This is a genomic window from Pseudomonas sp. JAI115 (assembly GCF_014200835.1).
GTDB lineage: Bacteria > Pseudomonadota > Gammaproteobacteria > Pseudomonadales > Pseudomonadaceae > Aquipseudomonas > Aquipseudomonas putida_A.
Window position 1 is genome coordinate 41,161 of the sequence record NZ_JACHCY010000009.1, and the last position, 12,456, is coordinate 53,616.

The window sequence follows — 12,456 nt, forward strand, 5'->3', positions numbered from 1 at the left end:
ATTCGATCATGTCCAAACGTCTTCCATTCGCACCGCTGGCGGCGGCCATCGGCCTGGGTTTCAGCCTGCTTGCCGGCAGCCTGGTGGCGCCGACCGTGGCCCACGCCGAAGGTGAAATCCGCATCGCCGAACAGTTCGGGATTGTCTATTTATTGCTCAATGTGGTGCGCGATCAGGGCCTGATCGAAAAGTACGGCAAGCAGCAAGGCCTCGACATCAAGGTCGACTGGACGCAGCTCTCGGGCGGCGCGGCGGTCAACGATGCGCTGTTGTCCGGTTCCATCGACATTGCCGGCGCCGGCGTCGGCCCGCTGTTGACCATCTGGGATCGCACCCACGGCAAGCAGAACGTCAAGGCAGTCGCCTCGCTCGGCAACTTCCCGTACTACCTGGTCAGCAACAATCCCAAGGTCAAAACCATTGCCGACTTCACCGAGAAGGACCGCATTGCGGTACCGGCGGTGGGCGTGTCGGTGCAGTCGCGCTTCCTGCAATTCGCCGCGGCCAAACAGTGGGGTGACAAGGAATTCAATCGCCTCGACAAGTACACCATCGCCGTGCCGCACCCGGATGCGACCGCTGCGCTGATTGCCGGCGGCACCGAGCTGACCGGGCATTTCTCCAACCCACCGTTCCAGGATCAGGCGCTGCAGAACCCGAACGTGCACGTGGTGCTCAACTCCTACGACATCCTCGGCCCGAACTCGCCGACGGTGCTGTTTGCCACCGAGAAATTCCGCAACGACAACCCGAAAACCTACAAAGCATTCGTCGAAGCGCTGACCGAAGCCGCGCAATTTGCGCAGAACGATAAGGGCGCGGCGGCGGACACTTACATCCGCGTGACCAAGGCCAGGATCGACCGCGCCGAGCTGCTGAAAATCATCGACAACCCGCAATTCGAATTCAGCGTCACGCCGAAAAATACCTATCCACTGGCCGAATTCCTCTACCGCGTCGGTGCGATCAAGAACAAACCGGAATCGTGGAAGGACTACTTCTTCCAGGACGCCAAACCGCTGCAGGGGAGCTGATCGAGATGAATGCCCCTTTGCAAGGCCACGCGGCCAGCAACCCGGTCGCCAGTACGCAAGCGCTGCTGGCGGTGGATAACGTCAGCCTCGAATACCGCACCCCGCAACGGGTGGTGCGAGCTACCCATCAGGTCAGTTTCGAAATTGATCCGGCAGACCGCTTCGTGCTGCTTGGCCCGTCCGGCTGCGGCAAGTCGACTTTGCTCAAGGCGGCCGCCGGTTTCATTGCGCCGAGCGAAGGCGAAATTCGCCTGCAAGGTCAGCGGGTCGATGGACCGGGTCCGGACCGGATCGTGGTGTTCCAGGAATTCGATCAACTGCCGCCGTGGAAAACCGTCAAACAGAACGTGATGTTTCCGCTGCTGGCCTCGCGAACCTTGAACAAAAAAGACGCCGAAGAACGTGCACTGCACTACCTGGAAAAAGTCGGTCTGGCAGCATTCGCCGACGCCTATCCCCACACTTTGTCCGGCGGCATGAAGGCGCGGGTGGCGATTGCCCGCGCGCTGGCGATGCAGCCGAAAATCCTTCTGATGGACGAGCCGTTCGCCGCGCTGGACGCGCTGACCCGGCGCAAGATGCAGGAAGAATTGCTGCTGCTCTGGGAGGAGGTGCGCTTCACCTTGCTGTTCGTTACGCACTCGATTGAAGAGGCGCTGGTGGTCGGCAATCGCATCCTGCTGCTGTCGCCACATCCGGGGCGGGTACGCGCTGAGGTGCACAGCCATCAATACGATCTGCAAAGCCTCGGCGGCGTAGCGTTTCAGGAATCGGCGCGGCGCATTCACCGTTTGCTGTTCGATGAAGGCCAGTCGCCGGAAACCGAGCGTGACCATGACTTCAACGACATTCGTATCGCTTATTGAGCGTTCTGGAGGGATTGCCCGATGAGCCAACCATCGTCTGTACGACAAGAGTTTGAAACGGTCCTTGAACCACTGACCAGCGTGCCGCTCGAGCGCGAATTGCCGCTGGGCCAACGCCTGTGGCAACAAGGCTGGCTGCGCAAAAGCCTGATCCTGATTCTGCTGGCGATCCTTTGGGAGGTGATCGCCCGGGTGCAGAACAACGACCTGCTGCTGCCAGGTTTTCTGCAGACCAGTCATGCGCTGTACGACGGCCTGCTCAGCGGCGAGCTGCTGGGCAAGGTGTGGATATCGCTGGTGGTGCTGATCAAGGGCTATCTGATCGGCATCGTGCTGGCGTTCGCCCTGACCACGCTGGCGGTGTCGACCCAGTTTGGCCGGGATCTGCTGAGTACCCTGACCTCGATGTTCAACCCGCTGCCAGCGATTGCCTTGCTGCCACTGGCGTTGCTCTGGTTCGGGCTGGGGCAGAACAGCCTGATTTTCGTGCTGGTGCATTCGGTGCTGTGGGCGCTGGCGCTGAACACTTACGCCGGCTTTCTCGGCGTTTCGGAAACCTTGCGCATGGCCGGGCGCAATTACGGGCTGAAGGGCATGCGTTTTGTGCTGTTCATCCTGATCCCGGCAGCGCTGCCGTCGATCCTCGCCGGTCTGAAAATTGGCTGGGCGTTTGCCTGGCGCACGCTGATCGCCGCCGAACTGGTATTCGGTGCCACCAGCGGCAAGGGCGGGTTGGGCTGGTACATCTTCCAGAACCGCAATGAGCTGTACACCGACAAGGTGTTTGCCGGGTTGGCGGTGGTGATCCTGATCGGGTTGTTGGTGGAGAATCTGGTGTTCGATACGCTGGAGCGGGTGACCGTAAAACGCTGGGGCATGCAGCGCTGATGTGTATTGACTGAGCTGGCCCCATCGCTGGCAAGCCAGCTCCCACAGGGATTGTGGCGTTCACTCATTCTGTGACCGCCGAAAATCCTGTGGGAGCTGGCTTGCCAGCGATGGCGTCCTTACAGCCGCCGCGAAGTTGAAGGATGTTTGCTAGCATTGCGCCCGGATCAATCCAGATCAGCCATGAGTGCTCAGCATGCAACTCCCGGACATGAACCTTCTGGTCGCCCTCGACGCCCTGCTCGACGAGGGCAGTGTGGTCGGCGCCGCGCGGCGGATGAACCTCAGCCCCGCCGCCATGAGCCGCACTCTGACGCGGATCCGCGAGGCGATCGGCGATCCGATCCTGGTGCGCGCCGGTCGTGGCTTGGTACCCACCCCAAAAGCCCTCGAATTGCGCGAGCAGGTGCGCGATGTCGTCGAGCAGGCGGCGCTGCTGTTTCGCTCCGCCGACAGCGTGGATCTGGGCACCCTGCGCCGGCGCTTCAGCATCCGCGCCAACGACTTTTTCATCGGCGTGTATGGCGGCAAACTGTTCGATACCCTCGACCAGCAGGCGCCACACTGCGAGTTGCGCTTCGTCCCCGAGGGCGATGGCGACGATGAAGCGCTGCGCGAAGGACGGATCGATCTGAGTGTCAGCAACACCCGTCCGGTGACCCCGGAAGTCAAAGTGCAGAACCTGTTTTCCACGCATTTCGTCGGTCTGGTACGTGAGGATCATCCGTTGCTCGACGGCGAAATCACCGCCGAGCGCTATGCCGGCTACTCGCATATCAGCATGTCGCGCCGTGGCATTGCTCGCGGCCCCATCGACACCGCGTTGAACGCCTTGGGTCTGGAGCGGCGGGTGGCGGTGATTGCGCCAAGCTTCCACGCGGCGATGTTTGCCTTGCCCGATTCCGACCTGATCTTGCCGGTGCCCAAGGAAGCGTTGCTCAGCGTGCGCCGACTGGGCCTGAAGCTACGTTCGTTCAATCTGCCGATTCCGTTGCCGACGCTGATGCTGACTCAGGCCTGGCACCCGCGCTTCGACAAGGACCCGGCGCACCGCTGGCTGCGCGAAACGCTCAAGGCGTGTTGTGACGAGACGTGGCTGGCCACGCAACCCTGATACAAGCAGAGTCCGTGTGGGAGGGGGCTTGCTCCCGAAGGCGTCGTGTCAGGCACCGCACAGGTTGAATGATCCACCGCTTTCGCGAGCAAGCCCGCTCCCACATTGGATATTCATTGCTGAACTGAGCGCACTTATAACCTGCCAATAAGTCAATTTTCGTCAGCAGTAAGCCTTACTAAAATGCTCCGGTATTTTTCCTTCCGGAGTGTGTATCCATGACATCCCTGTCGGTTCCGGCGCCCATTGCTGCGGCCAGTCCGGCGACGGCGGCTGCGCCACCGGTGTTCGGGGCGCGGATCATCACCGGCCTGGTTGGTGTGCTGCTGGCGGTGCTGGTCTCGGGCCTCAACGAAATGGTGACCAAAGTCGCACTGGCCGACATTCGGGGCGCGCTGAACATCGGTTATGACGAAGGCACCTGGCTGGTGTCCTGCTACGCCGCGACCTCGGTGGCGGCGATGGCGTTCGCGCCGTGGTGCTCGGTGACCTTTTCGCTGCGCCGTTTCACCCTCTGCGCGATCAGCCTGTTCACGCTGCTCGGCGTGCTGTGCCCGTTCGCCCCGAATTACGAAAGCCTGCTGCTGATGCGCACCCTGCAAGGGCTGGCCGGCGGCGCGTTGCCGCCGATGCTGATGACCGTTGCGCTGCGCTTTCTGCCGGCCAATTTCAAACTCTATGGTCTGGCCGGTTATGCGCTGACGGCGACGTTCGGCCCGGGTCTCGGCACGCCGCTGGCTGGCTTATGGAGTGAATACGTCGGCTGGCAATGGACGTTCTGGCAAATCATCGTGCCGTGCCTGATTGCCATGGCAATGGTCGCTTGGGGGATTCCACAGGATCCGCTGCGCCTGGAGCGCCTCAAGACCTTCAACTGGAAGGGCCTGCTGCTGGGCTTCCCGGCGATCTGCATGCTGGTGATCGGCTTGCTCCAGGGCAATCGGCTGGACTGGTTCGAGTCGAGCCTGATCTGCGGTTTGCTCGGCGCCGGTTCGCTGTTGCTGGTGGCGTTTCTGATCAATGAATGGTCGCAGCCGATTCCGTTTTTCAAGTTGCAGATGCTCGGCATCCGCAACCTGGCGTTCGCCCTGATGACCCTGGCCGGGGTGCTGGTGGTGTTGCAGGCGGTGGTGCTGATCCCGTCGAGCTATCTGGCGCAGGTCCAGGGTTATCGCCCGGTGCAGACCGCGCCGATCATGCTGATCGCCGCGTTGCCGCAACTGATCGCGCTGCCGCTGGTGGCGTCGCTGTGCAACTTGCGCTGGGTCGATTGCCGCTGGGTGCTCGGCATCGGTTTGAGCATGTTGACCCTGTCCTGCATGGGGGGCTCGCTGCTGACTTCGGAGTGGATCCGCGACAATTTCTACGTCCTGCAATGGCTGCAGATTTTCGGTCAGCCAATGTCGGTGCTGCCGCTGTTGATGCTCTCGACCGGCAGCATCCAGCCGCAGGACGGGCCGTTCGCCTCCGCGTGGTTCAACACGGTGAAAGGCCTGGCGGCGGTGATCGCCACCGGAGTCATTGAGGCGCTGACCACCGCGCGCCTGCATTTCCACTCGACCATGTTGATCGACAACCTCGGCAACTCACCGCTGGCCGATCGCAGCGACCCGGGCCTCGCCCATCGCCTGCACGAACAGGCCGTGGTGCTGACTTCCTCTGATCTCTATGTGTGCATGGCCGGCGTCGCGGTGGCGCTGATCCTGCTGATTTTCTGGCTGCCGACGCGGATCTTTCCGCCCCGCGCGCCGACCTGATTGCTTCACTGATACCGAAGGTTTTTATGACGACTCAAGCAAAGCAAAAACTCGCGGTGGCCGTGGCGGCCGCACTGGCGGTCGGCGTGTTGCTGTACCTGGCGGTGCCGGGACTGTTCGGCAAGCGCACCCAGCAAAACACCAACGATGCGTTTGTTTCCGCCGACTTCACCCTGGTGGTGCCGCGCGTGGCCGGATTCATCAAGGAAGTGCTGGTGGAAGACAACCAGCAGGTCAAGGCCGGGCAGTTGCTGGCGCTGATCGATGATCGCGATTTGCGCGCCGCCGCTGAAGCGGCCGATGCGCAAACCCTGGTCGCCCGCGCTCAGCTGCAAAACGCCAAGGCCACGCTGGAGCGGCAGACGTCGGTGATTGCTCAGGCGCAGGCCTCGGTGGTCTCGGCCAAGGCAGAAATGGCCTTCGCCCAGCAGGAACTCAATCGCTACAACCACCTCGCCGGTGTAGGTGCCGGCACGGTGCAGAACGCGCAACAGGCCCGTACGCGCATCGATCAGGCGAGCGCTCGGCTCGACACCGCCAGCGCGAAACTGGCGGCCGAGCGCAAGCAGGTGGAAATTCTCACGGCGCAGCGCGATGCCGCCGAAGGCAATCTGAAGCATGCGCAAGCGGCGCTGGAAATCGCCAGTTTCGAGCTGTCGTATACACGCATCACCGCGCCGCAGGACGGCATGGTCGGCGAGCGCGCGGTGCGTGTCGGCGCTTATGTCACGCCGGGCAGCAAGCTGCTGGCGGTGGTGCCGTTGCGTCAGGCGTATGTGGTCGCCAACTTTCAGGAAACCCAACTGACGGACGTGCAGCCGGGCCAGCACGTGCAGGTGCGCGTCGACAGCCTCGGCGGCGAGGCCTTGAGCGGTCGCGTCGAAAGCATTGCCCCGGCGACTGGCGTGACATTCGCCGCGGTGAAACCGGACAACGCCACGGGTAACTTCACCAAGGTCGTGCAGCGGATTCCGGTGAAGATCGTACTTGAACCGGGTCAGCCGTTGGCCGAGCGTTTGCGTGTGGGCATGTCGGTGGAGGCGAGTATCGACACTCGCTGTTCGGCGCCGGCGGAGCGCGAGGTGACTCAGCGATGATTTTTGTTGAATCGGTTGGCGCCATCGCTGGCAAGCCAGCTCCCACAGAGGGTGTGCAGACTGGCCGGGATTCTCACTCCAAACAGAGTTCTCTGTGGGAGCTGGCTTGCCAGCGAAGAGGCCCGTGGCAGCAACTCACCTTAAGTGCCTTGCTTACCCTTGGCCTCAGCGCCTGCACCGTCGGCCCGGACTTCCGCAAGCCCGAGCCCACGCAGATCGCCGACTGGGCCAAACCCGCCAAATCAGCCCCCAGCCAAGCCGTCAGCGAACCGCTGAACGAACGCTGGTGGGAGGTTTTCCACGACCCGCAACTCTCAGCCCTGACCCAGCGGGCGATGAACAGCAACCTCGATCTGCAACTGGCCAGCAGCCGCTTGCAACAAAGCCGTGCCGCGCGCCAGGTGATCACCGCGGATCGCTACCCGAACACCGCCGCTACCGGCAGCTACGCGCGTAAACGCAACAGTGGCGAAGGCCTGAATGACCCGTCCGGGCACAACGGCGATTCCGCCTTCAACCTGTGGGACGCCGGTTTCTCCGCCTCCTGGGAACTGGATTTCTGGGGCCGTGTACGCCGCGAAACCGAAGCCGCCGATGCCAACCTCGAAGTCGCCGAAAACGACCGTCGCGGCGTGCTGCTCGCGGTCCTCGCCGACACCGCACAGAACTACATCCAGTTGCGCGGCGTGCAGAACACCCGCGCGGTCACCGAGCAGAACCTCGACGTCGCCCGGCACAGCCTCAAACTGTCGCAACTGCGCCTCAACGACGGTGTGGCGACCGATCTGGACGTCGCCGAAGCGGCCGCGCAGGTCGCGGCCATCGAATCGCGCCTGCCGGCCCTTGAGCAGCGTCAGTCGCAATTGATCAACGCGATAAGCCTGCTGATGGGCGAACCGCCCCAGGCCCTGGCCAAGGAGTTATCCACAGAAGGCGCGGTGCCGCAGTCACCGCTGCAAGTCGCCATCGGCCTGCCGTCGCAGCTGGCCGAACGCCGGCCGGACATCCGGCAGGCCGAGGCGCACCTGCATGCCGCCACCGCCAACATCGGCGTGGCCAAGGGCGATTTTTATCCGCGCATCACCCTGTCCGGCAACCTCGGCTCGCAAGCGATGCAACTGAGCGATTTCGGCTCCTGGGGCTCGCGCGCTTTCGGTATCGGCCCGCAATTGAGCCTGCCGCTGTTCGACGGCGGACGCCTGCGCGGCATGCTGCAACTGCGCGAAGCCCAGCAACAGGAAGCGGCCATCGCCTACCAGCAGACCGTGCTGAGCGCCTGGCATGAAATCGACGACCAACTGACGGCTTACAACGCCAGCCAACGCCGCCGCGACAGCCTCGCCGAAGCCGTACGCCAGAACCAGATCGCCCTGCGCACCGCGCAGCAGCAGTACGTCGAAGGCGTGGTCGATTTCGTCAACGTCCTCACCGTTCAAGGCGCGTTGCTGGCGACTCAGGAGCAGTGGGTGGAAAGCTCGACCGGCGTTTCGCTGGCGATGGTCGGGTTGTACCGGGCGTTGGGCGGGGGCTGGGAGTCGGTGTATCCGGCGGGGGAGGTGGCGCGGCGCTGATGGCCTGAACTGGAAATGCCGAGGGCTGTTTGGGATTGGCCGGGGTGCCGGATGTCGTGAAAGCGCACACCGCCATCGACGGCTCTCCTGTGGCTGACCTAAAGTGACGGGCAGGTTCGGCTCCATCCGTTCGCGATATTCCGGCACAGCAAGAGGATGCAATGGCGGCACACAGAGAAACGCCGGTTGGCGACACGCAGGATCCGCGCGCGGTCCCGGGTGCATGGCTGGTGGCCTTGCGTCTGCTTCGCTGGGCCAGAGAGCACTGGTTGTTACCGATCATGCTGCTCGCGGCGGCGGTGCGTTTTTTCGACCTGACGGCGGCGGCGATCTGGTTCGACGAAGGCTCCAGCGTCCTGCTGAGCCAGTTTCCACTGGCCGAGATCTGGGGGCTAGCGGGCCACGATGTGCACCCACCGCTGTATTTCCTGCTGCTGCACGGCTGGATCGGGCTGTTCGGTGACGGCATCCTGTCCATTCGCTTGATGAGTGCGCTGCCGGGGATCATTACCGTCGGTCTCGGTGTGTGGCTGGTGGATCTGCTCGCCACCCGTCGCGCTGCGTTGCTGGCCGGGCTGTTGCTGGCGTTGTTGCCCACGGCCGTGCGCTACAGCCAGGAAGTGCGCATGTATTCGCTGCTCGGCATGTGGCTGATCGGCGCGACGATCGCGCTGGTCTACTGGGTGCGCCAGCCGCGTCGGCATCGCTATCTGGTGGCCTATGCGCTGCTGATGACGGCAGCGTTCTACACCCACTACTTCACCGTTCTGTGCGTGATCAGCCACTGGCTGTATCTGACAGCGGTGCGCGTGCAGCCGGGGTATCGGCTGCGGCATATACAGCGTCCGGCCTGGTGGCTGGCCAACTTGAGCATCGCGTTGCTGTACATGCCGTGGGTGCCCAACCTGCTTGATCTGCTGCAGCACATCCCGGAACTCAAGGCCAGCAATGACATAGGCTGGGAAGATCCGGTGACCGTCAGCTCATTGCCGTCGATGGTCTGGTCGTTGCTGATCCAGGACGACGGCATGACCTTGCCGGGGTGGCTGTTTTTGCTTTTGCCATTGGCGCTGGTAGCCGTGATTGCCGTTGCCCTGCATCGTGATCGCAGCGTATTTCGCGGCAGCTTGTTGTTGCTGTGCTACAGCGTGATGCCGATTCTGCTGGTGTTTGGCGTGTCGTTCATCTCGCCGGTGTTCATCGAGCGGTATTTGACGGCCTATGCGTTGGGGTTGCCGATGCTGGTGGCGCTGGCGATTGATCGGCTGTACATAGGTTCTCGCGTTCTGGCGCTGGCGATTCTGGTGCTGTTCGTCGGGGTCGAACTGGTGGGTGTGAAGAACAACGCCACGGTCGACAGCAATGATCAGTTCAGCGTGCTGGTCGACTACGTCAATCGACACTTCACCGAGGGTGACCGGATCGTCACCAGCGACATGATGTGGTACCTCAGCTACATCTACTACAACCGCACTGACGCGCAGATCCGTCTGTATACGCCACCAGCGGCGGATGGGCGTTCCACGCGTCCCAATGCCTACGGATTTGGCACTTTGGTCGGCGAGGAGGTTTTCCTCGATCAGCTTGGCGACGTGTCCAAGGGCAGCACGCGGATGTGGTTGATCGGCACGCTGGATGAACCCGATGAGTTTGCGGCGTTGCCTGAAGGCTGGCAGCGGCAGAGCGATGTCCATGCAGGCGGCGCATTTGCACGTTTGTACGTGAGGGAGCCGAGCGCCGATAAACCGGGCGGGTGATCGCAGGCTCAGGATTTTCCCGACAGATCCGCCATCCCCTTGAGCAATTCGATCGGCAACGGAAAGACGATCGTCGAGCTCTTGTCACCGGCAATCGAACTCAGGGTCTGCATGTAACGCAATTGCATGGCACCGGGCTGGCGGCCGAGCATTTCGGCGGCCTGCATGAGTTTTTCCGAGGCCTGCAGTTCGCCTTCTGCGTGGATCACCTTGGCCCGGCGTTCGCGTTCGGCTTCGGCCTGTTTGGCAATCGCACGCACCATCGATTCGTTGAGGTCGACATGCTTGATCTCGACGTTGGCGACCTTGATGCCCCAGGCGTCGGTCTGGGCGTCGAGCACCTGCTGGATGTCGATGTTCAACTGCTCGCGTTCGGCCAGCAGTTCATCCAGCTCATGTTTGCCGAGCACCGCGCGCAGGGTGGTCTGCGCCAGTTGGCTGGTGGCCGAGAGAAAGTCTTCGACCTGAATGATCGCCTTCTGCGGGTCGAGCACGCGGAAGTACAGCACCGCGTTGACCTTCACCGAGACGTTGTCGCGGGTGATCACGTCCTGCGGCGGCACGTCGAGGACCACGGTGCGCAGGTCGACCCGGACCATTTGCTGCACCACCGGAATCAGCAGGATCAGCCCCGGGCCCTTGACCTGCCAGAAGCGTCCGAGCTGGAACACCACGCCGCGCTCGTACTCACGCAGGATGCGGAAGGTCGACCCGGCGAGGGCGATCACCAACAGCAGCAGTGCAACGAAACCGATTTGCAGACCCATGATCACTCTCCGTGTCGCACCGCGTCAGTCGCGGCGACTTTCAGCAGTAAACCCTTACGCCCGACCACGCGCACCGATTGCCCGGCGTGCAGCGGTGTTGTGCTGTGCACTTGCCAGTGTTCACCCTGCAATTGCACCCAGCCGTTGTGGGCGTTTTGCGCTTGCACGGTGGTCACCGCCGTCACGCTGCCGACCAGCCCGGCATCGCCGCTGACGGCGTGGCGCGGGCGGGTTTTCAAGGCGCGGACGATCAATGCGATCAGCAGCAGGGCGCTGAGCAGGCCGAGGCCGATGATCATCGGCACCGGCAACTCGGCGTTGCCCAGAATCAGCGCGCCGATGACGAACATGATGATCCCGCCGAGGCCGATCACCCCGTAGTTGGGCAGCGCTGCTTCGGCGATCAGAAAGGCAATGCCAAGGGTGATCAGCCACAGGCCGAGCGGATTGACCGCCGTCGGCAGGACATCAGCCGCGAGGGCTGAGCCGCTGGCCAGCAGTATCAGGAAAAACGTGCAACATCGGCTGTTCACGTGACCCTCCGGGAGAGTCATGGGTGTTTCCTAAGTCTAGTTGAGCCTGGCGCCGGATGAATTTTGATCAATAAGCGTATGTGTCCAATGAGCGGATTTCTCTTCATCAGCAACTGGCCGAACTAGACTCAGCAGAACAGGCACAACGTTCAGCGGGACACCGAGGTGCAGCATGCGTATGGCAAAAAAAGTGCAGAGCAGCCTGAACCGGGCGCACTGCGAATATGACATCGTGGCCCACCGCCACTCGGCCAGCAGCCTGGAAACCGCGCGGGTTTCCGGGGTGCCCGCCGAACGCGTGGCCAAGTCAGTCATTCTCGACGACCACCACGGGCATTACCTGATGGCCGTGCTGCCGGCCAGTCGGCATCTGGACTTGAGTAAAGTGCGTAGTCGCGGCGAATGGCAGATCACCCGGGAGAGCAACCTGGCGCATATCTTCGATGACTGCGAACGCGGCGCGGTGCCGCCGCTCGGTGATTCCTACGGCCTGGACATGGTCATCGACCCGCTGTTGACCCGGCAGAAAGACATCTACCTGGAAGCCGGCAACCACAACTACCTGCTGCACATGAGCATGCCCGAGTTTCTGAAAATGGTGCCGCATGCCGAGGTGCGGGAGTTGAGTCAGTAGGATTTGTAGCGTTTTTGCCAACGCCTTCGCGAGCAGGCTCGCTCCCACAGGTTGAGCGCGTTCCCCTGTGGGAGCGAGCCTGCTCGCGAATAATCTCCCACCGCATTTTTGAAGGAGTCTTCCATGGAGCAGCCAACCCACAGCCTGCCATCCCTGTTCGAGCAGCTCGGCCTGAGTAGCGACCCGGTGAGCATCGACCAATTCATCGCCACCCATTCCCCGCTCAAACCCGAACTGCACTTGGCGGACGCGTTTTTCTGGAGCGAAAGTCAGGCGGACTTCTTGCGCGGCGAGATTCTTGATGATGCGGATTGGGCGGAGGTGGTGGATCAGCTGAACGTGCTGTTGCGCAAGGGGCGGGAGGGATGACCACTTGGCGGCTGAGCACATTTTCGGTTGTATGGAAGGTATAAATAGACCAATATCACGACCTCAATT

General features: G+C 62.3%; 12 protein-coding genes. 10 read left to right on the plus strand and 2 right to left on the minus strand.

All coding sequences use genetic code 11. From position 1 onward, the window contains the following. Positions 1–8: 8 nt before the first annotated feature. The 8 genes from HDC30_RS19555 (at position 9) to HDC30_RS19590 (ending at position 10,084) form a co-directional block, all read left to right on the plus strand. A complete protein-coding gene (locus HDC30_RS19555) occupies positions 9–1,034 on the plus strand; it encodes an ABC transporter substrate-binding protein (protein ID WP_183784463.1) in 1,026 nt (341 codons plus the stop codon). Between the two features lie 5 nt (positions 1,035–1,039). Next, positions 1,040–1,900, plus strand: coding sequence for an ABC transporter ATP-binding protein (locus HDC30_RS19560; protein WP_027611118.1), 861 nt, complete (start codon positions 1,040–1,042; stop codon positions 1,898–1,900). Between the two features lie 21 nt (positions 1,901–1,921). Next, positions 1,922–2,788, plus strand: coding sequence for an ABC transporter permease (locus HDC30_RS19565; protein ID WP_095137828.1), 867 nt, complete (start codon positions 1,922–1,924; stop codon positions 2,786–2,788). A gap of 196 nt (positions 2,789–2,984) precedes the next feature. Continuing rightward, on the plus strand, positions 2,985–3,902 hold the full coding sequence (locus tag HDC30_RS19570) for a LysR family transcriptional regulator (protein ID WP_027611120.1): 918 nt from the start codon (positions 2,985–2,987) through the stop codon (positions 3,900–3,902). 218 nt (positions 3,903–4,120) lie between these two features. Continuing rightward, positions 4,121–5,659, plus strand: a complete 1,539-nt coding sequence (locus HDC30_RS19575) for an MFS transporter (protein WP_183784465.1) — start codon at positions 4,121–4,123, stop codon at positions 5,657–5,659. A gap of 26 nt (positions 5,660–5,685) precedes the next feature. After that, a complete protein-coding gene (locus HDC30_RS19580; RefSeq protein ID WP_183784467.1) occupies positions 5,686–6,756 on the plus strand; it encodes an HlyD family secretion protein in 1,071 nt (356 codons plus the stop codon). Continuing rightward, the gene (locus HDC30_RS19585) at positions 6,753–8,327 is read left to right on the plus strand and encodes an efflux transporter outer membrane subunit (protein WP_183784469.1); all 1,575 of its coding nucleotides are present in this window, start codon (positions 6,753–6,755) and stop codon (positions 8,325–8,327) included. Before HDC30_RS19580 ends, HDC30_RS19585 begins: the two co-directional genes overlap by 4 nt. Before the next feature lie 161 nt (positions 8,328–8,488). Next, a complete protein-coding gene (locus HDC30_RS19590) occupies positions 8,489–10,084 on the plus strand; it encodes a glycosyltransferase family 39 protein (RefSeq protein ID WP_183784471.1) in 1,596 nt (531 codons plus the stop codon). A gap of 8 nt (positions 10,085–10,092) precedes the next feature. Here HDC30_RS19590 and HDC30_RS19595 read toward each other — a convergent pair whose 3' ends face one another. Next, positions 10,093–10,851 carry a slipin family protein gene (locus HDC30_RS19595; protein WP_003220464.1) on the minus strand — a complete coding sequence of 253 codons (759 nt, stop codon included), beginning with the start codon at positions 10,849–10,851 and terminating at the stop codon, positions 10,093–10,095. 2 nt (positions 10,852–10,853) lie between these two features. Next, on the minus strand, positions 10,854–11,384 hold the full coding sequence (locus HDC30_RS19600; RefSeq protein WP_311661723.1) for an NfeD family protein: 531 nt from the start codon (positions 11,382–11,384) through the stop codon (positions 10,854–10,856). 172 nt (positions 11,385–11,556) lie between these two features. On the opposite strand from HDC30_RS19600, the gene HDC30_RS19605 reads away from it, so the two are divergent. Further along, complete coding sequence (locus tag HDC30_RS19605; protein WP_041070977.1) at positions 11,557–12,018, plus strand: aminoacyl-tRNA deacylase; 462 nt, start codon at positions 11,557–11,559, stop codon at positions 12,016–12,018. Positions 12,019–12,141: 123 nt separating this feature from the next. Continuing rightward, positions 12,142–12,387: a DUF2789 domain-containing protein gene (locus tag HDC30_RS19610; RefSeq protein WP_183784474.1), complete on the plus strand. Its 246-nt coding sequence runs from the start codon at positions 12,142–12,144 to the stop codon at positions 12,385–12,387. Positions 12,388–12,456 lie beyond the last annotated feature (69 nt).